The 23,098-nt window shown below is 41.0% G+C and carries 20 protein-coding genes, 1 other RNA gene and 1 pseudogene; all 22 read left to right on the top strand.

From position 1 onward, the window contains the following. Positions 1-24 precede the first annotated feature (24 nt). Entirely contained in the window at positions 25-714 is a 690-nt protein-coding gene (locus GCWU000282_RS02275) for a response regulator transcription factor (protein ID WP_023353367.1), read from the top strand. A gap of 97 nt (positions 715-811) precedes the next feature. Then, positions 812-2,185, top strand: a complete 1,374-nt coding sequence (locus GCWU000282_RS02270; RefSeq protein WP_242828919.1) for a sensor histidine kinase — start codon at positions 812-814, stop codon at positions 2,183-2,185. Then, positions 2,172-3,119 (top strand): GerMN domain-containing protein, encoded by a 948-nt coding sequence (locus GCWU000282_RS02265; protein WP_035039057.1) that lies wholly within the window; start codon positions 2,172-2,174, stop codon positions 3,117-3,119. The genes GCWU000282_RS02270 and GCWU000282_RS02265 overlap by 14 nt, the downstream gene beginning before the upstream one ends. Continuing rightward, entirely contained in the window at positions 3,106-5,517 is a 2,412-nt protein-coding gene (locus GCWU000282_RS02260; RefSeq protein WP_035039055.1) for a DNA internalization-related competence protein ComEC/Rec2, read from the top strand. Before GCWU000282_RS02265 ends, GCWU000282_RS02260 begins: the two co-directional genes overlap by 14 nt. Before the next feature lie 108 nt (positions 5,518-5,625). Further along, positions 5,626-5,805: non-coding RNA, 6S RNA (gene ssrS, locus GCWU000282_RS16195), on the top strand. Between the two features lie 422 nt (positions 5,806-6,227). Next, positions 6,228-7,124: a DUF6017 domain-containing protein gene (locus GCWU000282_RS16880; protein ID WP_035039052.1), complete on the top strand. Its 897-nt coding sequence runs from the start codon at positions 6,228-6,230 to the stop codon at positions 7,122-7,124. Positions 7,125-7,136: 12 nt separating this feature from the next. Then, positions 7,137-7,349 carry a DUF5348 domain-containing protein gene (locus tag GCWU000282_RS02250; protein ID WP_009220354.1) on the top strand — a complete coding sequence of 71 codons (213 nt, stop codon included), beginning with the start codon at positions 7,137-7,139 and terminating at the stop codon, positions 7,347-7,349. Positions 7,350-7,390: 41 nt separating this feature from the next. Next, on the top strand, positions 7,391-7,867 hold the full coding sequence (locus tag GCWU000282_RS02245; protein ID WP_023353362.1) for a PcfB family protein: 477 nt from the start codon (positions 7,391-7,393) through the stop codon (positions 7,865-7,867). A 3-nt stretch (positions 7,868-7,870) separates the two neighbouring features. Further along, positions 7,871-9,646, top strand: a complete 1,776-nt coding sequence (locus GCWU000282_RS02240) for a VirD4-like conjugal transfer protein, CD1115 family (RefSeq protein ID WP_023353361.1) — start codon at positions 7,871-7,873, stop codon at positions 9,644-9,646. Between the two features lie 157 nt (positions 9,647-9,803). After that, positions 9,804-9,935 carry a Maff2 family mobile element protein gene (locus GCWU000282_RS16185; protein WP_004802695.1) on the top strand — a complete coding sequence of 44 codons (132 nt, stop codon included), beginning with the start codon at positions 9,804-9,806 and terminating at the stop codon, positions 9,933-9,935. 712 nt (positions 9,936-10,647) lie between these two features. Further along, positions 10,648-12,516, top strand: a complete 1,869-nt coding sequence (gene ltrA / locus GCWU000282_RS02230; RefSeq protein ID WP_023353359.1) for a group II intron reverse transcriptase/maturase — start codon at positions 10,648-10,650, stop codon at positions 12,514-12,516. A gap of 152 nt (positions 12,517-12,668) precedes the next feature. After that, positions 12,669-12,767 (top strand): annotated as a pseudogene (locus GCWU000282_RS16180) (Maff2 family mobile element protein); the annotation flags it as partial. An 11-nt stretch (positions 12,768-12,778) separates the two neighbouring features. Beyond that, positions 12,779-13,648, top strand: coding sequence for a VirB6/TrbL-like conjugal transfer protein, CD1112 family (locus tag GCWU000282_RS02225; protein WP_023353357.1), 870 nt, complete (start codon positions 12,779-12,781; stop codon positions 13,646-13,648). 28 nt (positions 13,649-13,676) lie between these two features. Next, positions 13,677-14,171: an MT-A70 family methyltransferase gene (locus GCWU000282_RS02220; protein WP_156913103.1), complete on the top strand. Its 495-nt coding sequence runs from the start codon at positions 13,677-13,679 to the stop codon at positions 14,169-14,171. Between the two features lie 58 nt (positions 14,172-14,229). Then, a complete protein-coding gene (locus tag GCWU000282_RS02215; protein ID WP_009220360.1) occupies positions 14,230-14,625 on the top strand; it encodes a PrgI family protein in 396 nt (131 codons plus the stop codon). Beyond that, positions 14,582-16,987 (top strand): VirB4-like conjugal transfer ATPase, CD1110 family, encoded by a 2,406-nt coding sequence (locus GCWU000282_RS02210; RefSeq protein ID WP_023353355.1) that lies wholly within the window; start codon positions 14,582-14,584, stop codon positions 16,985-16,987. The genes GCWU000282_RS02215 and GCWU000282_RS02210 overlap by 44 nt, the downstream gene beginning before the upstream one ends. Beyond that, complete coding sequence (gene dcm, locus GCWU000282_RS02205) at positions 16,984-17,901, top strand: DNA (cytosine-5-)-methyltransferase (protein WP_009220362.1); 918 nt, start codon at positions 16,984-16,986, stop codon at positions 17,899-17,901. The genes GCWU000282_RS02210 and dcm overlap by 4 nt, the downstream gene beginning before the upstream one ends. Before the next feature lie 104 nt (positions 17,902-18,005). Then, positions 18,006-19,802: a CHAP domain-containing protein gene (locus tag GCWU000282_RS02200; protein WP_330365796.1), complete on the top strand. Its 1,797-nt coding sequence runs from the start codon at positions 18,006-18,008 to the stop codon at positions 19,800-19,802. A gap of 23 nt (positions 19,803-19,825) precedes the next feature. Further along, the gene (locus tag GCWU000282_RS02195; RefSeq protein ID WP_023353353.1) at positions 19,826-20,077 is read left to right on the top strand and encodes a DUF4315 family protein; all 252 of its coding nucleotides are present in this window, start codon (positions 19,826-19,828) and stop codon (positions 20,075-20,077) included. Next, the gene (locus tag GCWU000282_RS02190) at positions 20,067-20,732 is read left to right on the top strand and encodes a CD1107 family mobile element protein (protein WP_023353352.1); all 666 of its coding nucleotides are present in this window, start codon (positions 20,067-20,069) and stop codon (positions 20,730-20,732) included. The genes GCWU000282_RS02195 and GCWU000282_RS02190 overlap by 11 nt, the downstream gene beginning before the upstream one ends. Next, positions 20,729-20,914 carry a hypothetical protein gene (locus tag GCWU000282_RS02185; RefSeq protein WP_023353351.1) on the top strand — a complete coding sequence of 62 codons (186 nt, stop codon included), beginning with the start codon at positions 20,729-20,731 and terminating at the stop codon, positions 20,912-20,914. Before GCWU000282_RS02190 ends, GCWU000282_RS02185 begins: the two co-directional genes overlap by 4 nt. Positions 20,915-20,938: 24 nt before the next feature. After that, positions 20,939-23,020: a DNA topoisomerase 3 gene (locus GCWU000282_RS02180; protein ID WP_023353350.1), complete on the top strand. Its 2,082-nt coding sequence runs from the start codon at positions 20,939-20,941 to the stop codon at positions 23,018-23,020. The last annotated feature ends 78 nt before the right edge of the window (positions 23,021-23,098 follow it).

Genomic DNA, 23,098 nt, shown 5'->3' with positions numbered 1-23,098 from the left:
TAAAATCAGAAAGGATGACATATTATGGCGAGGAAAATTCTGGTTGTAGATGACGAAAAGCTCATTGTCAAAGGTATAAGGTTTGGTCTGGAACAGGATGGGATGGAAGTTGATGCTGCTTACGATGGAGAAGAAGCATTGGAAATGGTTAAATCGTGCGCTTATGATATCATTCTGCTTGATCTTATGTTGCCTAAGATGAATGGTTTTGAGGTATGTCAGCAGATAAGAGAGTTTTCGGATGTTCCTATAATTATGCTGACGGCAAAAGGTGAAGATATAGATAAAATTATGGGGCTTGAATACGGTGCGGATGATTATATGACCAAACCTTTCAATATTTTAGAGGTAAAAGCCAGAATCAAGGCAATCCTAAGAAGAAATGAGAAGAATAAGGTTGTAAAGGAATCAACCGGTAAAACTCTCTATGGTGAATTGGGAATAGATTTTGAAGGACGCAGAGTATATATAAATGATAATGAGATTAATCTTACGGCAAAAGAATTTGACCTTTTGGAATTGCTTGTTAAGGATGAGAATAAAGTATATTCCAGAGAAAAATTGCTTGATATAATCTGGGGTTCTGATTATCCGGGAGATGTCAGGACCGTGGATGTTCATATAAGAAGGCTTAGGGAAAAAATAGAAGAGACACCGGGAGAACCTAGATATATTCATACTAAATGGGGGGTGGGTTACTATTTCAAAAATTAAACCGCTCATTCAATTTGTAAGAAGCCTTAAATTTCAAGGTTTTATGGTTGTATTTTTTGTAACCTTTGCTTCTTTGTTTATATATTCAGGAATTTTGATGGCTTCCTATGATAAAAATGCGTATGAATCCAGGGTTGCAACAATTAGGGAATATGGAACTACCATTGCCAACAATTTAAGTGCACTCGGCATTTTGAATAAAGATACAATTACCGATTTTGAATCTGAAATTAAGTATTTTTCTAACATGTATGATGGAAGAACACTTGTTATAGACAAGAATTTGAGGGTACTTTTTGACACCTTTGGGCTTGAAAAAGATAAAACTCTTATTTCGGAAGACGCAATAGCCAGCCTTTCAGGAAAAGAAAGCACTTATAGGAATAAAGTAAAAAACTATGTGGAGCTTATTATTCCCATAAGTAGTACCGATGATAAGACGGTTATCGGAATGATGGTTTTCAGTTTTTCATTGAAGGCTCTGTCCGCTATAGGTGAAAAGCTTTCATATACGGCAAGTACCATGCTTGCAATTATACTGACAATAGTAATTATAATAGCTTTTGGATATGCATTTGGCATTTCAAGGGCTCTTCATAAACTCTCTGTAGAAATTGATAAAATTACGGACGGTAATATTGAAGAAATTGATTCTGTATACAGCTATACAGAATTGGAAAATGTCTCGGTTTCTTTTAATAAAATGTTAAATAAGGCAAAAAAGTTGGAGGGAAGCAGACAGGAATTTGTGTCCAATGTATCACATGAGCTGAAAACTCCCATGACTTCTATGAAGGTGCTTGCAGATTCTCTGCTTAGCCAGCCTGATGCAAGCATTGAGATGTATAGAGAGTTTATGACTGATATAAATAACGAGATTGAACGTGAAGATAAAGTTATAAATGATTTGCTTTCTTTGGTTAAATTTGACAGGAAAACAGGCAGTATCAATGTAAAGCAGACAGATCTCAATGAACTGCTTGAGCAGATACTTAAGCGGTTACGTCCAATAGCTATGAAAAACCACGTAGAGCTTGTATTTGAGAGTTTTAGGGCAGTAAGCGCCGAAGTAGATGAGGTTAAGCTTTCGCTTGCACTTTCCAATCTTATTGAAAATGCAATCAAATATAACAAAGAAGATGGCTGGGTGAGGGTATCGCTGAATGCAGATCATAAATTCTTCTTTGTAAAGGTAGTTGATTCGGGAATAGGCATACCCGAAGAATTTCAGGATCAGATCTTTGAAAGATTTTACAGAGTGGATAAGGCCAGGAGTAGAGGAACAGGCGGAACAGGTTTAGGTCTTTCAATTACCAAAAATGTAATTATGATGCATCATGGAGAGATCCGCCTTTACAGTAAGGAAGGAGACGGAACCACATTTACGGTCAGGATACCTTTAAGCTACATTCCGCCTAAAAAATACGCAACAAAAAAGAAAGGCGGTGGACTGAAACTTGTCAAATTATAGAGTGTTTAAGTATTTATTCTGCCTGATTTTCTTGGTGTTGATAATAAATATTTCAGGTTGTAATAATCAAGTAAAGGAACAAATCGTAGAGGATGAGAATTATTATAAAATTTATTATGTTAATAATTTAGAAGATAAGCTGGTTTCTGAGGATTATTTCGCGAAAGAAGATAAGACGGATAAACTGGTTAAGGAACTTATAGGAAGGCTTACCAGCATCCCTGACGGAATAACGCTTAAGAAACCGATTCCTGACGAGGTTAAAATAAAAGACATAAAAATTAAGGATGATTGTGTAACCATTAATTTTTCTGAAACTTATAAACAAATAACAGGTATATCTGAGATTTTAAGGAGAGCTTGTGTAGTAAAAACTCTTTGCCAGATAGACGGTATAAATAAGGTGGAATATACCATTGAAGATCAGCCTCTTATGTATTCTGAGCTAAATCCTGTCGGGGCTATGTCGGCAGATGATTTTATAGACAATACCGGAGGAGAGACTACTTATTATCAGAATGTGCAGGTGAGCCTGTACTATACAGATTTAGAAGGTAAGAAACTTTTTCAGACAAGGCATAATGTTGAATTTGATGGAACAATTTCGCTTGAAGAGCTTGTGGTCAGGCAACTGCTGGCAGGTCCGCTGGAAGATGATAAACTGTCTCCTGTATTGCCGGCAGGTACAAAGATAAATAAGGTAAGCTTAAAGGATGGTATCTGTTATGTTGATTTTAGTAAAGAATTTCTTGAAGGCAGAGATGGGGTTTCTGATGATGTAATAGTTTACTCTGTTGTAAATTCTCTATCAGACATAGGAAATGTATCCAAAGTACAGTTTTGGATAGACGGTAAACCTGTGAGTTCATACAGGGAGACTGTTCAGATAGATTTACCGATTGAAAGGAAGTTTGACATTATTGCTGAGGATTAAAAGACCGCTTGTAGCGGCAGCTTTGGTACTTATGCTGTTATTTGTGATTTATGACAGTATAAATCCACCAAAAGAGCCGGAGTATGTAGGTAAAACTCTTATTTTATCCGGCAGAGTTACCGGAATAAAAAAATATGATGTACCTTTTGGCGAAAGAAAATTTAGGCTGCAAATAGAAAACGGACCTAAAGAGCTTCCTGCTTTCTTTGTAAAAATTAAAGAAAGCAGGCTGCTTAAAGCTTGTGGTGTAGAAAAGCGGGATGATGATAAATATCCCAAGCTGCTTGAAGAGCAGTTATACGGAAGGGTGATTAAATGTAAAGGTCGGTTTGAAAATTTTGAAGCACCGATAAATCCGGGACAGTTTGATGTTAAGGAATACTATAAGAATGAGGGATTCTCAGGCATCTTAAATGCCGAGGAAGTCAGTTTGCAGAATAATAAATCAACATTATTATCTAATATTTATTTACATAGATTAAATCTTGCCATTTCTGAAAAATATCAAAAAATCTTAGGTTCTAAAGATGCAGGAAGTCTTTCTGCGATGGTTTTAGGCGATAAAAGTAATCTGGATGAAGAAATTAAAGAATTATATCAGGAAAATTCAATAAGTCATCTGCTTGCAATATCAGGTTTACATATTTCTTTGGTTGGTGGTGCTATCTATCTATTTCTGAAAAAATTAAAAATAAGTTTTAAATTTCCTCTTATCACAGCAGGAATTATCCTGATTCTTTACGGAACATTTACAGGTTTCTCTGTTTCTACAACAAGAGCTGTAATTATGATGTGTATTTTCTTCCTTTCGTTTCTGATAGGAAAAAGTTACGATTTACCAAGCGGTCTTGCTCTTGCAGCCATAGTGATTATGTCAATCAATCATAGGGTTATTTATCAAAGCGGTTTCCAACTTTCTTTTCTTGCAGTAATAGGAATTTTTTATATAATGCCTGAACTTATGTATATTTTTAATGTACAGAGCCTGAACACAAAGGGAATTAATAAGCTTGCTTATGTAATCTTAAGTTCAATTATCTGCTCTGTCAGTATAAATCTGGCTACCTTACCTGTAATTTTAATAAATTTTTATGAAATTTCACTTTTGGGTATAGTTTTAAATATAATTGTAATACCGCTTATGTCAGTATTGGTTGTTACAGGCTTGATTGGAGGTTTTACGGCTCTTATATTTGAAATGGCAGGAAGATTTATTTTGGGGATAGCCTATTATATATTAAATTTTTATACCTTACTTTGCAGAATAGGTGACAGTCTGGTCTTCTTCAGAATAATTTTGGGAAAACCCGAGAAATACCGGATAATTTTATACTATGCACTTATATTTCTTGTTACTTACTTTCTGTCTAAAAAGAGAAGGCTTGAAAAAATCGAGTCTCTAAAAAATACTGCACTCACTAAGACCAATAAATCTAAACGGATGTTTATAACAGGATTGGTAATAAGTATCAGCTTTATAATACTTATTTATAAAAGAGAAGAGTTTTCACTTAATATGCTGGATATAGGTCAGGGTGACTGTTTTGTGGTAAGCGACGGGAACAGAAATATATATATTTCTGACTGTGGAAGTACAACAGTAAATGAGGTGGGAAAGAAAAGGCTGCTTCCGTTTCTGAAATCAAAAGGCTGGAGCAGAGTAAATACAATTTTCGTTTCACATATGGACAAAGATCATGTAAATGGTGTTAATGATTTGTTAAAATGCCCTGAAATTGCAATAGACAGGGTAGTTATATCAGAAAGCTATAAATCGGAAAAACTTAATTGTGCGGAGTTAGAGGAATTAAAAACTCTTGCAGTTAAGCGGAAAGTAAATCTATATTATATGAAAAAAGGAGAGGAGATAAGGCAGGGAGAACTTGGATTTAAGTGTCTATACCCGACAGGAGATGAGGATATAGAAGATCAAAATGAGGCATCTATAGTAATGCGGATGGATTATAAGAACTTATCCGTGCTGTTTACAGGAGATATTGCAAGTTCAACGGAAACTCAGGTAATGAAGGTTGCAGATAAAGAAATGCTCAACTGTGATATTTTGAAAGTATGCCATCATGGAAGTAAAAACTCGTCTTCACCTGATTTTTTGGAAGCTGTAAATCCTAAGATTTATCTTGTCAGCTGCGGACTTATGAACCGCTATGGTCATCCACACAAAGATGCACTTGAACGAATGGGGGCAGAAGGCGGAAAGATACTGAGAACAGACCATATGGGCGCAGTTGAAATAAAGCTTAAGGAAGAAAAACTGTTTATTAAGTATAATTCAAAAGATTTATCAAATAAGGAATTTTTACCTGCAAAAGAATGTGACTGTGAAGACTGTATCAAAATTAAAGTAAATACACATTTAAAAAGTCGGAAAAGCAATTAATCAAATTAAAAGTGTAAATAGTGGAAATGGTGCAGGTCATCCGATTAATAAAACTTGAAAAAAAATAATTTTTTTAGTATAATCAAGAATATAGAATGTTAGATAAATAAAAACCTGGAATGTTCGATAATTTCTGATGTTTTGAACCTACATGACTTAAAAAGGGATTCCTATATCCATATCTTGATGTCAGGCCTCATTCTTTAGAGGAAGGCAGATAATATGTGCGGTTGCCCACCTAGTAAACGCTAGGAGTCAAGAATCAGAAACCGGCATTTTGGGTTTTTATTGCTTATTTGATTTTTGTTTTTATGAATAAACTTTAATAATTAACCCTCAAACCCCTTGAAATACAAGGATATTTGCAAGAGAACAGATTGAATTTACTACCAATTTACTACTTTTGAGGAAAAAGCCTTGATGTGCTGTAAAAACTCTTGCGAATAAAGGTATTTTACCACAGATGCCGTAAGGTATGTTGCAGGGATCAAAATTAAATAGGAAATCGTAAAAGCGGTGATCTTTCGCTTCTGTAAAGGAAGTATAAGAACACCGCTTTTTTTATGCCCATGTTACGAAGTAGAAGCCAATCAGGGCTTGAAATACAAGGCTTTCAGAGGACGGTTTTGACAAAGTAAAGGGAATATACCTTTTCCCTCAAAATCGCCCTTTCACTGCGTAACAAATAAAAAATGAAAGGAGCTAAGATCATGGCAGTTTTCAAAGTAGAGAAAAACAAGGGCTATACCGTCATGAGCAACCATCATCTGCGAAATAAGGAACTGACCCTAAAGGCAAAGGGCCTGCTTTCTCAAATGCTTTCACTTCCTGAAAACTGGGACTATACCCTTGCGGGACTATCCCATATCAACAAGGAAAGCATTGATGCCATTCGTACCGCAGTCTTGGAGCTTGAAAAAGCGGGATATATCGAAAGGTCGCAAGGCAGAGATGAAAAAGGAAAAATGACAGCCATTACCTACACCATTTATGAGCAGCCGATTAGTCCGGTATTGGAAAATCCAACATCGGATAAGCCGATATTGGAAAAACCGAAAGCGGATAATCCGATATCGGAAAATCCAACGCAATTAAATAAAGATATACAAAATACAGATCTATCAAAAAAAGAAGAAAGAAATAAAGATGGATTGAATACCGATTCCATTCCTATCCTTTCCCCTGACCCCTCTCCTTTGGAGAAGTCCTTACCGGAACAGGACGGAAAGGAAGAGAAAGACGCATACAAAATCTATGAAGAAATTATCAAGGACAATATCGAGTATGAACACCTCATAAATGCAAAACGCCTTGACCGTGATCGTATTGATGAAATCCTTGACCTCATTCTTGAAACAGTATGCAGCAAAAGAAAGAAAATCTTAATTGCAGGTGATGAGTACCCTGCGGAGCTTGTAAAGGCAAAATTCATGAAGCTTAACAGCAGCCACATTGAATTTGTTCTTGACTGTATGCAGGAGAACACCACAAAGGTAAGAAACATCAAGCAGTATCTAAAGGCAGTGCTTTTCAACGCCCCGTCAACAATAGGAAACTATTACACCGCGCTTGTTAATCACGATATGTACGGAAGAAATGACTTCTAAAGGAGAAAATTTATGAAACAGGGAACCCTTATCTTTGATGAATACCGCGACCGCTATGACATTCGTTTTGACTTAACCGAATATTACGGAGGGCTGCACTGCGGGGACTGTCTTGAGGTATTTACCCGCGGCAAGTGGAAGCCCGCTCGAATGGAGTACGGCAATAACTGGTATCTTACGGGCATACGCACCGAGGACTTAAACGGACTTTTGGTACGAATTTAATTCATATAGCCGCGTAGGAAGCGGAGAAAGGAGGAGGAAATTTGCAGGAAGAAATAAATGAAAAAGTAATCGCCCTGTATATCAAGGGCGGAAAAATAACGGCAAGGCTATTACAAAAGGCAATGAAGATATTTCTTGCCGAAATAAAAAAACAGGAAGCAAGGCGGCAGCTTCCTCACGGAAAGCAAAGCCTAAAGCAGCTTATGAAACAGAATGCCGGCGTTTCCAACATTGAAATCACAGATGAGAATATCAAAGCCTTTGAAGCGACCGCAAAGAAATACGGAATCGACTTTGCCCTAAAAAAAGACAGAAGCACTTCGCCGCCCCGCCACCTTGTATTTTTCAAGGGACGGGATGCGGATGTTCTAAAGGCGGCATTTGACGAGTTTTCAAAAAAGAAACTCACAAAAGAAAAGCTCCCCTCTGTAAGAAAAGTGCTTTCCACCTTTAAGGAGCAGGCAAAGGCAATAAACAAAGGACGGGAGGTTGTAAAAAATAAGGACAGGGGGGATTGAACGATGACGGAAGAAACAAAGAAACAAATTTTACTGCATCTGCCGTATCTGGTCTTTGTCTATCTCTTTGACAAAATAGCACAGGGCTTTCGCTTATCCTACGGAATGGATATGGGAACAAAGCTTCTGCATTTTCCAAAGGGTTTAACAGAAGCCTTCTCTTTTCCCCTTATCAGCTTTCATTTATCCGATCTTTTGATAGGGATCATAGCGGCGGCACTTATTCGTTTTGCTGTCTATGTAAAAGGCAAAAATGCAAAGAAATATAGGAAAGGAACAGAGTACGGATCCGCCCGTTTTGGAAATAAAAAAGACATTAAACCATACGTCGATCCGGTCTTTAGAAATAACATTCCTCTTACTAAAACGGAGTGCATTACCATGAATAGCCGTCCGAAAAATCCGAAGTACGCAAGAAACAAAAACATCCTTGTTGTCGGAGGATCAGGCAGCGGAAAGACGCGGTTTTTTGTAAAGCCGTCCCTTATGCAGATGCACAGCTCTTATGTAGTTACCGACCCGAAAGGCGAGCTTCTTCTCTCCTGCGGAAAGCTTCTGCAGCGAGGCGGATATAAGATTAAGGTGCTGAATACCATCAATTTCAAAAAGTCTATGAGGTATAACCCTTTCTCATATATCCGAAGCGAAAAGGATATTTTGAAGCTGGTAAATACAATCATTATGAACACCAAAGGCGACGGCGAAAAAGCCGCCGAGGACTTCTGGACCAAATCGGAACGTCTTTTCTACTCTGCACTGATCGGATATATCTTCTATGAAGCACCGGAGGAAGAAAAGAATTTCACCACGCTTCTTGAAATGATAAACGCATCGGAGGCAAGAGAGGACGATCCGGAATTTCAAAGCCCTGTTGACCTTATGTTTCAGAGATTAGAGGAAAAAGATCCGGAGCATTTTGCGGTAAGGCAGTATAAGAAATTTCTGCTTTCCGCCGGAAAAACAAGATCCTCAATCTTAATTTCCTGCGGCGCCCGACTTGCCCCCTTTGACATTAGAGAGCTTAGAGAGCTATTTGAAAAGGACGAAATGGAGCTTGATACCATAGGAGATCGAAAAACCGCACTCTTTGTTATCATAAGCGACACCGATGATACCTTTAACTTTGTTGTAAGTATTCTATACACCCAGCTATTTAATCTTCTCTGCGACAAAGCCGATGATGTGTACGACGGAAGGCTGCCTGTTCATGTTCGCTGTCTGCTTGATGAGTTTGCAAATATCGGGCAGATTCCAAAGTTTGAAAAGCTCATTGCCACCATCCGAAGCCGTGAAATATCGGCTTCTATTATTTTACAGTCCCAGTCCCAGCTTAAAGCCATATATAAGGAAAATGCAGACACCATTGTCGGAAACTGCGACAGCTTCCTCTTTCTTGGAGGCAAGGAAAAAACAACGTTAAAGGACGTATCTGAAATACTCGGTAAAGAAACCATCGACAGCTTTAACACCTCTGAAACAAGAGGACGGGAATTATCTCACGGACTGAACTATCAAAAGCTCGGTAAAGAGCTTATGACGCAGGATGAAATCGCGGTAATGGACGGCGGAAAGTGCATCCTGCAAATAAGAGGTGTAAGACCGTTCTTTTCGGATAAGTACGATATTACAGCCCATCCCAATTACAAATACCTTTCCGACTATGACAAGAAAAACTCTTTTGATGCGGAAAGGTATATCAAACGCCGCCCCGCAGTCGTAAGACAAAATGAAGTCTTTGACTACTATGAAATCGATGCGGAGAAATTGACGGAAGAATAAAAGAAGGAGGAAAAACTTGATCTATAAGACAGCAGTATATAGAGCGCGGGCGCCTGACGCCTAAACACCGATCCGCTAAAAAAAGCGGATTTTTTTATGAAGAAAAAAAGAAAACAAAACTATGTTTAGCCGATGTATCGGCAGAAAGGATGAATCTATGGGATTTTTTAATTCAGCAGTCGGAGTATTACAGACACTTGTTATCGCACTTGGCGCAGGTCTTGGAATTTGGGGCATTGTAAACCTTTTGGAAGGATATGGGAACGACAATCGTGCGACACGTTCATAAGTGAAAAGCTTATGCACTAAGTCAAAGGACTAAAAGTTCAAAACTTAGGAGAACTGACAATCTGATAGGTAGAATGACGGGGTAACGCCCTGAAATGCCTACACTGATACTCCGATTGGCAATGAATATTAGACTATTTCATTGTCAAAAGCTCGGTGAAGTCGGCAGAGAGTAGCCGTAAGACTGATATTAACATCAGACACGAAAGCTGTCCAGAGGTGGACGGTGCTGCCTATATGTCGGGTGTCGAATACGCATGGTGAGAATGTGTATACCAAAGCACTGACGTACTTCCGAATGTACAAGTCTAAACGTTTGAATTTGCCTAACGGCAATTCCCATCAAAGATGGGGTGTTTGTGGATGAGTAAGAATGGTTGTTATGAAAATCCATATATCGTTACAGGCGATATAGCGAAAGCTAAACACAGGCTTAGAGGAAGAACCTAAACGTATTCAAAGATAAGATTGTCGGAACGTGGTAAGCCAGGAACATGGAAGCAGTCTAATGCTAATGAAGTGTTGAATGGGAAAATGACTGAAAAAACAGCATATAACCGTTCTTTATCTTGGTGAAAGCGGTGGCACAGTACCTATGAAGCGAAAATAATAAGTTCGTGGAGGGATAGCCACCAGTCACAGGAAAGTACAAGAACTGAAATTAAGACAAACACAGCTTCGAGTATGGCAAAGAAAATCAAATCCGAAAGGAGATGGTGACTGTGTCCACTTCGAAACAAACACTGAAACAAAGCAAAATCCGTTATACGGAATATTATGACTTGCAAAAAGTCCTTGATGATTTATATGAAGATAGTAGTAAGAATAAAATATTTTCAAATTTAATGGAGTTGATAACTTCAAGAGAAAATATAAAACTTGCCTATCGCAGTATCAAAGGGAACAAAGGCAGTCATACAGCCGGAGTAGATGGCAGAACAATAAAACATCTATCAAGGCTAAATGAAGAAAAATACATTTCTCTCATACAAAAACAGTTTCATTGGTATAAACCACGCCCTGTAAAGAGAGTGGAAATGCGAAAGTCTAACGGGAAAATCAGACCTTTAGGAATACCGACTATTGTAGACAGAATTGTACAACAATGTATCTTGCAAATATTAGAGCCGATATGCGAAGCCAAGTTTCATGACAGCTCCTATGGGTTTCGACCTAACAGGAGTACGGATCACGCTATCGCAGAATGTGCAAGACTAATGCAGATACAGCACTTACACTATGTAGTTGATATTGATATACAAGGATTTTTTGATAACGTATATCATGCAAAGCTCATAAGGCAGCTTTGGAATTTGGGAATCCAAGACAAAAAGTTACTTTGTATCATTAAGGAAATGCTGAAAGCAGATATTGTTATGCCCGATAAAGAGGTAATTACACCAACAAAGGGAATACCACAAGGCGGAATATTATCACCGCTACTATCTAATGTAGTCTTGAACGAATTAGATTGGTGGGTGTCCTCCCAGTGGCTGACAATGCCCACTCATTATCCATATAAACAGAGAACGAACAGTCAAGGAACAGAGATAAAAAGCCATACCTACAGAGCTTTAAGAACAAGCAACCTAAAAGAAATATACATTGTAAGGTATGCCGATGATTTCAAGATATTTTGCCGTAATTACTACGATGCAAAAAGAACCTATCAGGCAGTTACAAAATGGTTGCAAGACAGATTAAAACTAAATGTAAGTGAAGAAAAATCTAAAATAACAAATCTAAAACAAAGGTACTCGGAGTTCTTAGGCTTCAAGCTTAAGGTTAAACCAAAAGGCAAAAAGTTTGTTGTACAGTCGCATATAAGTGATAAGGCACTGAAAAATGCAAAAGAAGACATTTCTAAATGTGTTGCGGATATAAAAAGACCTGCAAACGAAAAGGAGCAGTACAAAGCAATAGCCAAGTATAATGCCACTGTTTCAGGCTTGCATAATTATTACCAAATAGCAACAAACGTGAGTTTGGACTTTACTAAAATAGCCTTTCACATTAAAAAGCAGATGAACAATAGACTTGATATTAAAACCAGTGGAACACTAAGCAAAGGATTTATCAAAGAAAAATATGGAAAAAGTAAACAGCTTCGCTTCCTTAATGGACATCCGCTAATTCCAGTGGGATATATCAGAACAAAGGACGCAAAACACAAGAAAAAGGTTGTAAATAAATACACTGTAAAGGGTAGAGCTTTCATTCATAAAAATCTACAAATTGATGTAGATACACTTGTCTGGCTGATGAAACACCCTGTGCTTGATAAAAGTATAGAGTTTGCAGACAACAGAATCTCGCTCTTTGCAGCTCAATATGGCAGATGTGGAGTAACAGGTGTAAAACTTATACCAAACGACATACATTGCCATCACAAGATACCACTTGAACAAGGCGGTACAGACAGTTACAGCAACTTAATTCTTGTTACGGAGGCAGTTCATATACTCATCCATGCAACAAAAGAAGATACAATCCAAAAATATATAAAAGAGCTTGGGTTAACAGTCAAGCAGATTGAGAAATGTAATAAGCTTAGAAAAATGGCAGAATTGCCACTAATTTAGAGAAAAAATAATTTGTTACGAAGTGTGTAAGTCTTAGTTAAAACGTGAGAATCTTTCTTGTGATGGAACGCCGTGTGCGGTGAAAGTCGCATGCACGGTGTGAAGTGGGGGAAAATTCGGAGATAACATCAAAGGATTACCTATCACTATCCGGCGCAAAATCACAGGGAATAAAGCAGCTTATGGCGGGCGGAGGCGTTGCCCTTATCGGTACAACCCTTGTTCCGCTTCTTCGCGGACTGTTCGGATAAGGAGGTAACACGTGCAGAGCATACTTGATGCAATCAATGAATGGATCAAAGATATTTTAATCGGATCCATTCAGGGAAATCTTGAAGCTCTGTTCGGAGATGTCAACGAAAAGGTAGGAACCATAGCGGCAGAGGTAGGCAAAACCCCGCAGAGCTGGAACGGCAGCGTATTTTCCATGATAAAAACCTTGTCGGAAAATGTGATCGTCCCCATTGCGGGGCTTGTCATTACCTATGTTCTTTGCTACGAGCTGATCAGCATGATTATTGATAAAAATAACCTGCACGAGCTGGACACCTTTATGTTTTTTAAGTGGTTTTTCAAGGCATGGGTAGCGGTATTTATCGTTACCCATACCTTTGATATTACTATGGCGGTATTTGATGTGGCGCAGCACGTCGTATCGGGCGCAGCCGGTGTAATCAGCTCGGACACAAGCATGGATATTTCTTCAACCATAACATCTATGGGCGATAAATTAAAGGACATGGAGATACCGGAGCTTCTGCTCCTTTCCATAGAAACGGGACTTGTAAGCCTTTCTATGAAAATCATGTCCATTTTTATTACCGTTGTCATCTACGGCAGAATGATAGAGATCTATTTAGTCTGCTCCGTCGCCCCGATTCCTTTTGCCACTATGACAAATAAGGAATGGGGATCGATCGGAAACAATTACCTTAAAAGTTTATTCGCACTTGGTTTTCAGGGCTTTTTAATCATGGTATGCGTCGGAATTTATGCCGTCTTGGTAAAGGGCATGACTATATCGGATAACCTGCATACCGCGATATTTTCCCTTGCGGCATATACCGTGCTGCTTTGCTTTATGCTTCTAAAATCAAGTGCTATTTCAAAATCAATTTTCGGGGCACATTAGCCCTTAATGGAAAGGAGGAATCAGAACAATCAGTAAAAAATACAGCATTATCTATGCCGATCCGCCGTGGAAGTACGAAAGAAGTAAGGTACAGGGCGCAGCAGAAAATCACTACCCCACCATGAGCATAGAGGAACTTTGTGTGCTTCCCGTTTCTGAAATTGCGGAAAAGGACTGCGTACTTTTTTTATGGGCTACTTTCCCGCAGCTAAAAGAAGCCCTGCAGCTTATCAAGGCATGGGGCTTTCAGTATAAGACGGTTGCTTTCGTATGGCTGAAAACGAACAGGAAAGCAGGCACATGGTTTTACGGGCTTGGCTTTTGGACAAGAGGAAACGCGGAAATCTGCCTGCTTGCAACGAAAGGTCATCCCAAAAGGAAGGCTGCAAATATCCACCAGCTTATCATAAGCCCCGTTGAAGCACACAGCAAAAAGCCGGATGCGGCAAGAGAAAAAATCACAGCCCTTATGGGAGATCTTCCTAAAATAGAACTTTTTGCAAGGAAAGAAAGTCCCGGCTAGGATATATGGGGAAATGAAGTAAAAAGCAGTATAACGCTTTAGCGGAAAGGAGGTTTTTATGGCGTATGTACCCGTACCGAAGGACTTAACAAAGGTTAAGACAAAGGTTGCCTTTAACCTGACAAAAAGGCAGATCATTTGCTTTACGGCAGCCTTAATTTTAGGGCTGCCTGTTTTCTTTCTCCTGAAGGGAAGCACAGGAACAAGCCTTGCAGCTTTTTTCATGATTTTAATCATGCTTCCCTTTTTCCTCTTTGCCATGTACGAAAAGCACGGACAGTCCCTTGAGGTCATCCTGAAACACATCGTGCAGACAAAGTTTATCAGAAAGAAAGAGCGTCCATACAGGACGAGAAACTATTATGCCCTGTTAATAAAGCAGAGAAAACTTGAAAAGGAGGTATTTCATATTGTTAAAGGACAAAACAAAGGGAAAAAACAGCGTAAAAAATAAAAGGAAGCTCACAAGAAGCGAAAAGAAACAGATTGCGGAGCTGATCAGAAAAGCAAAGCCGGATAAAAAGGCTTCTTCTACGCAGGAGAGCATATCCTACATTTCAATGCACCCGGACGGGATCTGCAAGGTAACGGAAAACCGCTACAGCAAATGCATTGCTTTTTCCGACATAAACTACCAGCTTGCAGGAGCGGACGAGAAAACCGCTATCTTTGAAAACTGGTGCGACTTTCTAAACTATTTTGATTCCTCTGTGGATGTACAGCTTTCCTTTATCAATCAGGGAAGCCGCGGAGAAGCAAAGACCGCAATTGAAATTCCGATGCGTGATGATGGCTTTCAGTCCATAAGAAGCGAGTATCAAAAAATGCTTTCCGAGCAGCTTTCCAAAGGAAACAACGGTCTTGTAAAGCTGAAATTCGTAACATTCAGCGTGGAAGCGGAAAATATGAATGCGGCAAAGGCAAGGCTTAACCGCATTGAAACGGATATATTAAACAATTTTAAGGTGCTTGGTGTAAGTGCCCACTCTATGAACGGCTACGAAAGATTAAAAACCATGCACGGCATTTTTCATCCGGAGGGAGAGCCTTTCTTCTTTTCTTGGGACTATCTTGTGCCGTCAGGATTATCGACAAAGGACTTTATCGCACCATCCTCTTTTTACTTTGGAGAAGGCAGAACCTTTCGCATGGGAAAAAAGCTTGGTGCAGTAAGCTTTCTTGAAATCTTAGCTCCGGAATTAAACGACCGCATCCTGTCCGACCTTTTGGATTTGGAAACGGGAATGATTGTAAACCTGCATATTAAAAGCATCGATCAGGCGGAGGCGATTAAGACGATAAAAAGGAAAATCACCGACCTTGACAAGATGAAAATTGACGAGCAGAAAAAAGCGGTACGCTCCGGCTATGATATGGATATTATCCCGTCCGATCTTGCCACTTACGGAGGGGAAGCGAAAAACCTGTTGCAGGATTTACAAAGCAGAAACGAAAGAATGTTTTTTGTTACCTTTTTAGTGGTGAACATGGCGGGCAGCAAAAGAAAGCTGGATAACGATATTTTTGCCGCCGCAGGAATCGCACAGAAATATAACTGTGCCTTAACCCGCCTTGACTTTCAGCAGGAGGAAGGCCTGATGTCAAGCATCCCGCTTGGAAGAAATGAAATTGAAATTCAAAGAGGACTTACCACTTCAAGCACCGCCGTATTCATTCCCTTTATCACGCAGGAGCTTTTTCAAGGCGGAGAAGCGCTTTACTACGGGCTTAACGCACTTTCAAGCAACATGATTTTATGCGACAGAAAGCAGCTTAAAAACCCGAACGGCTTGATACTGGGGACGCCCGGTTCCGGTAAATCCTTTGCGGCAAAGCGTGAAATTACAAACGCCTTTTTAATCACGGACGATGACATCTATATATCCGATCCCGAAGCCGAGTACGCTCCTTTGGTAAACAGCCTTTCAGGGCAGGTAATCCGCATTTCTCCTACAAGTAAAGAATATATCAACCCTATGGATATAAACCTTAATTACAGCGATGATGATAATCCCCTTGCACTAAAATCGGATTTTATCCTTTCCCTTTGCGAGCTTGTAGTCGGAGGAAAGGAAGGACTTGCTCCTGTGGAAAAAACAGTCATCGACCGTGCGGTCAGAAATATTTACAGAGAGTTTCTTGCAGATCCTGTGCCTGAAAGGATGCCGATTTTAGGAGATCTTTATGAGGAGCTTTTAAGACAGCCGGAGCCGGAAGCTGCAAGAGTTGCGGCTGCACTTGAGCTTTATGTAACGGGTTCTCTTAATGTCTTTAACCACAGAACCAATGTAGAGCTTTCTAACCGCCTTGTGTGCTTTGATATAAAGAGCCTTGGAAAGCAGTTAAAAAAGCTTGGAATGTTAATCGTGCAGGATCAGATATGGAACCGCGTTACCATAAACAGAGCAAAAAAGAAAGCAACCCGCTACTACATGGACGAATTTCACCTTTTGCTTCGTGAGGAACAGACAGCGGCATACAGCGTTGAAATCTGGAAGCGTTTCAGAAAATGGTCGGGAATCCCCACAGGGATCACGCAGAATGTCAAGGATTTGCTTTCAAGCCGCGAGGTAGAAAACATCTTTGAAAACAGCGACTTTGTACTGATGCTGAATCAAGCGGTAAGCGACAGAAATATCCTTGCAAAGCAGCTTAATATTTCTCCACAGCAGATGAAATATGTAACCCATACGGAATCCGGCGAAGGACTTCTCTTTTACGGAAATGTGATTCTGCCCTTTGTAGATCACTTCCCGAAAGATACGAAGCTTTACAAGGTCATGACGACAAAGCCGGAGGAAGTGAGCAGAGAATGAAGAAACTGACGCATTTCAGCCTGTTTACCGGAATCGGAGGAATCGACCTTGCGGCAGAAGCCGCAGGCTTTTCTACCATTTGTCAATGCGAATGGGCGGACTTTCCGACCGCTGTATTAAAAAAGCATTGGCCAAAGGTTCCGCGTTTTCAGGATATTACCACAGTTACAAAGGAGGCATTTATTGAAAAAACAGGACAAGAAAGCGTCACACTCATATCCGGAGGCTTCCCGTGTCAGCCTTTCTCCGCCATCGGAGCAAAAAAGGGCTTTACAGACCCCCGTTATCTCTGGCCGGAAATGTGCAGAGTTATTAAAGAGCTGCGCCCCCATTTCGTGCTTGGCGAAAATGTTGCTAACTTCGTCAATATGGGGCTCAACAAAACGATCATTGACTTGGAGAAAGCGGGATATGCCGTTTGGACATTCGTACTTCCTGCTTGCAGCGTCGGCGCATGGCATGAACGCAAGCGAACTTTTATCGTGGGGGCAGATGTTTCCTACGCCCCTTGCTTCCGACACCGGAACGCGTCCGAGAGTGCCGCAGGTAATCCTATCTCCTGCGGGCTCCTTTCGCAGAAAGAAGAAAACGGGGCACTGGTCGGCGAATCTTTCGGAGGCAATCTATTATCTGGAAAAGGATGCGGCACCCGATCTTCGCTTCAATCCGGAGTGGGTAGAGTGGCTGATGGGATTCCCGCGGGCATGGACGGAAATCTCCTCTGGATAACAGAGCCTACGGATATTCCGAGGCTTACAAGAGATAAAAAAGACAGGGTAAAACGCTTAAAGGCACTGGGTAATGCCGTTGTTCCCGCACAGGTTTATCCGATACTCAAATACATTGCGGATATTGAGCTTGGGCGCTGCAAAAGCGCTTGCGTCTTTTCAGGAAAGGAAGGTGATGCACTTTGAAAGAACCGCTAAAGCCCCGCGATAAGTACAGGCAAAAAATGAGCCGGGACGGGCTTATAAGAGAAAATATGACAACCGGAGAAACAGAAAATATATCAAAAAGGATGCAGGAAAATCCCGAAAATGATATTCCCAAAAGTCCTATATCGGATAAGGAAATCCCGAAAAGAAAATCCTCAAGGCTTACCTTTACCGAGGAAGAAAGAGCTATCCCGGAGCTTCAAAGGTATATCAAAAAATCCGATCAGGCGGCGGACCGTCTTGATAAAGCAAGAGATAAAATCCCAAAGAAAAAGAGCCTTTCCTTTGAGCGTGAGTTTGATGAAAGATCCGGCAAAGGAAAAACGAGGCTTCACTTTGAAGAAAAGGAAAAGCCCATAGGCTCCGGTAAGTCTGCAAATCCTCTTTCGCCTGCCCTTGATGAAGCAGGCGCCTTTGTGCATAAGAAAATTCATGAAACGGAGCATGACAATGCAGGAATTGAAGCAGCCCACAAAACCGAAAAAGCCGCAGAAACACTTGGTCGTTACAGCGTAAGAAAGGCAAGAGAAAATTACAGAAATCAGAAGCTAAAGCCCTACCGCAAGGCAAGAAAAGCAAAGAAAGCCGCAGAGAAAGCAAATGCAAAATACTTTTACAAAAAAGCCATGTATGAAAATCCGAATCTGACATCTGCAAACCCCGTTAGTCGTATTTGGCAGAAAAGGAAGATAAAAAAGAAGTATGCGGCGGAGCTTCGCAAGAAAGGTCAGAGCGCGGCAAAGGCGGCAAGGACATCCGCAGAGAAAACAAAACAGGCAGGCTCCTTTATCATACGCCACAGACGAGGGCTTGCCCTTATTATTTCTCTGCTTCTAATCTTCATTCTGATTTTTACCGGCTTATCGTCCTGCTCCTCTCTTTTATCGGGAGGCTTTAACGGCATTTTAGGCACAAGCTATACATCCGAGGACAGCGATCTTGTGGAAGTGGAAAATGCCTATGCCGCTATGGAAAGTGCGCTTCAGGGGAAAATAGATAGTGTAGAAAAGGATCATCCCGGCTATGACGAGTACAAATATGAGCTTGACGGTATCGGGCATAATCCCCATGAGCTTGCGTCTATCCTTACGGCAAAGCACCAAAGCTACACCCTTTCCAAAGTGCAGGCGGACTTACAGAAGATTTTCACAAAGCAGTATTCTTTTACCCTGCAGGAAGAAATTGAAGTGCGCTATAAAACGGAAACCCATACCGATCCGGACACCGGAGAAACCACAGAGGAAGAAGTCCCGTACAACTATTACAATCTTCATGTAAAGCTGAAAACGACACCGCTTTCTGATATTGCAAGAGAAATCTTAAATGAAGAACAGCTTAAAATGTATGGCGTCTATCTTGAAACCAGCGGAAACAAACCCCTTGTATTCGGCGGAGGCTCCCCTGATGGCAGCGCGTCGGAGGATTTAAGCGGCGTTCATTTTGTAAACGGCACCCGCCCCGGAAATCCGGAGCTTGTAAGCCTTGCAAAGAAGCAGGTCGGAAATGTGGGCGGCTATCCTTACTGGAGCTGGTACGGCTTTAACGGACGCGTGGAATGGTGCGCCTGCTTTGTATCTTGGTGCTACAACAAGGCGGGAAAAAATGAGCCGCGCTTTGCAGGCTGTCAGTCGCAGGGCGTTCCTTGGTTTACCTCACGCGGACAATGGGGAGCAAGAGGCTATAAAAATATTGCACCGGGCGATGCCATTTTCTTTGACTGGGACGGTGACGGCGGAGCCGATCATGTGGGAATCGTTATCGGAACGGATGGAAGCCGTGTTTATACCGTTGAAGGAAATTCAGGCAATGCCTGCAAGATAAAAAGCTATGACTTAAATTCAGGCTACATCAAAGGCTACGGTCTTATGAACTGGGATTAAAAAACGAAAGGAGAACAACATTTATGGCAAACAAAAAAATCCTGAAAATCGAAAACGAGATCCAAAAGACCCGTGAGAAAATCACGGAGCAGCAAGGCAAGCTAAAAGACCTTGAAATGCAGAAAACGGAGGCGGAAAATCTTGAAATTGTGCAGATGGTAAGGTCGCTTCACATGCCCCCTGCCGAGCTTTCCGTATTTTTAGCAAAGGGCGTCATTCCTGATGTACCCGCAAATAAAAATGAAGATATGGAGGATATGGAAAATGAAAAATAAAATTTTGATGAGAATAACGACAGCTCTCTTTGCCGCCCTGATCCTTATGGGCGGCTTTTCTATTCCCGCTTATGCAAATGGCGGTGAAGCTACCGATGACAGCAATGTAAAAACAGAGGAAAAGAAAGAAGAAAAAACGCCCCTTACTCCTGACGGCAACATGAGCCTTGTGGATAATGTCAAGGGAGATGCCGCAAAGGACAAGGAATTTATCATTGTAAAAAGCAAGGGCGGAAATTACTTCTATATCGTAATCGATCATGCGGCGCAGGGAGAAAACACGGTTCATTTCTTAAATCAGGTGGATGAAAAAGACTTACTTTCCATTATTGATGAAAAAGACAGTCTGAGTGCAAAGCTGGAGCTTCCAAAAGAGGAGGAGAAGAAAGAGCCGGAGGCGGAAAAAGAAAAGCCGGAAGAAAAACAGGAGAAAAAGAACCCTGCCGGAATAATTGCCTTATCACTCATCTTGATTCTTGGACTTGCAGGCGGCGTCTTCTACTATTTCAAGATTCTAAAGCCGAAGCAGAATGTAAAGGGTACGACAGAGCTTGACGAATTTGACTTTGAGGACTATGAGGACGAGTTCACAGATGAAGATAACGAGGACGGCGAGGAAGCTTTAGAAGAAGCAGAGCCGGATGAAACAGTATGACATGGTTTACAGACAGTATCTATGAAAGGCTGATGAGTGAAAAACCGAAATGCGGGCGGCACGAAAAAGAGCCACCTGCTTCTTTTTCTTCAAAATGTGAGGGCTGTCCTTACAGGAGAAAGTCCCCATGCATCGGGTACTGTATCAGGAAAATAAAAGAAAAAAGCGAACCGGAGCTTTAGATATTATATGAGAAAGGATCAGATATGAAACTTGTTATATGTGAGAAACCGAGTGTGGCAGCATCGATTGCTGCCGCCCTTGGAATAGAAATGAAAAAGGACGGATATATGGAAGTTGCGGACTTTCTTGTGTCTTGGTGCATAGAACACCTTGCAGAGCTTTCCGAGCCGTCCTGTTACGGAAAATGCTATGAAAAGTGGAGCCTTGAAGCCTTACCCATCCTGCCTGAAACATGGCAGCTTACTGTATCAAAGGATAAGGAAAAGCAGTTTTCTGTATTAAAGACACTTCTTTTTAGAAAGGATGTTACCGAGGTTATAAACGCCTGCGATGCCGGACGCGAGGGAGAACTCATTTTCCGTTTCGTTATGGAAAAAGCAGGCTGCAAGAAGCCTGTAAAAAGACTTTGGATTTCCTCAATGGAAGAAAGCGCAATCCGAAAAGGCTTTGAAAATCTGAAAGACGGAGCGGACTATGACAGCCTTTATCAGTCCGCCCTGTGCAGAGCAAAAGCGGACTGGCTTGTCGGAATCAATGCAACCCGCCTCTTTTCCCTGTTATATAACCGTACCTTGAATGTAGGACGGGTGCAGAGCCCGACCTTAAAAATGCTTGCGGATCGAAGCGAGGCGATTATGAGTTTCAAGAAAGAAAAGTATTACCATGTGCGCCTTATTTTAGACGGTACGGAAGCTGTAAGCGAAAAGTTTTCAGAGAAAGAAGCGGCAGAAAAAATCGCAACATCCTGCAAAGGAAAAACGGCAGTCTGCACTTCTGTTACCTCTGAAAAAAAGGAAGTGCTGCCGCCTAAGCTCTTTGATCTTACCGCACTTCAAAAGGAAGCAAACCGCATTTTCGGTTACACCGCAAAGCAGACCCTTGACCTTGCACAGAGCCTTTATGAAAAGAAGCTTCTGACCTATCCGAGAACGGACAGCAACTACCTGACAGACGATATGAAAGAAACAGCGGATAAGGTTATTCTCATGCTTCTTTCAAAGCTTTCTTTTATGAAAAGCATAGAATTTACACCAGAGATTACAAGGCTTCTTAACAGCAAAAAGATATCGGATCACCATGCCGTGATTCCTACAATGGAGCTTGAAAAAACGGAACTTTCCCTGCTTCCCGAAAGCGAGCGAAACATTCTCTTTCTTGCAGGTGCAAGGCTTCTTATGGCTTCCGCATCCTCTCATGTCTATGAAACGGTTACGGCTACATTTAGCTGCGAGGATCATACCTTTACAGCAAAGGGAAAGACTGTGTTATCTTCCGGCTGGAAAGAAATAGAAAGATTCTTTCTTATGAGTTTAAAAGAAAAACCGGATAAAGAAAATGAAAAAGAGCTTCCGGCATTTTGTAAGGGAGAAAGCTTTGACAGCTTCCCGATAAAAGTTACGGAGCATGACACACTTCCCCCAAAGGCATACACGGAAAGTACGCTTCTATCTTCCATGGAGCGCGCAGGAAACAAGGAAACCACAGAGGATGCAGAGCGTAAAGGTTTAGGTACTCCCGCAACCCGTGCAGCCATCATTGAAAAAATCATCAAGGCAGGCTTTGTTACAAGGAAAGGGAAACAGCTTATCCCGACCAAAGACGGAATGAACCTTATCTCCGTACTTCCTGAAACCCTGACCTCTCCGCTTCTTACGGCAGAATGGGAAAACGAGCTTTCAAGGATTGCAAAGGGAGAAGCGGATGCTGACAGCTTTATGGAAAAGATAGAAGCCATGACAAAAGAGCTTGTAGAAAATGCGGACGCTGAAAAAGCAAAAGCAGAACTTTTCAAAGAGGAAAAAACCGTAATCGGCTTATGCCCGCGCTGTAAAAATCCCGTTTACGAGGGAAAGAAGAACTACTATTGCAGTAACAGGGATTGCCGCTTTTCCATGTGGAAGAATGACCGCTTCTTTGAGGATAGGGAAATCACCTTTACACCAAAGATAGCAAAAGCACTGCTCAAAGATAAGACGGTAAAAGTAAAGGACATCTACTCTCACAAAACAGGCAAAACCTATGACGGAAATGTGGTTCTTTGCGATACCAAAGATAAGTATGTGAACTATCGTATTGAAATAGAGAGGAAGAAAAAAGAAGAATAGCAAGCATAGGAAAGGGGTACCCTTTCCGTGAAAAATCTCCGTTTTCCGCACCTGCGGCGGCGGAGATTTATATTTTCC

This window comes from Catonella morbi ATCC 51271 (assembly GCF_000160035.2).
In the GTDB taxonomy this organism is placed as follows: domain Bacteria; phylum Bacillota; class Clostridia; order Lachnospirales; family Lachnospiraceae; genus Catonella; species Catonella morbi.
This window is presented reverse-complemented; position numbering and strand designations above follow the sequence as displayed.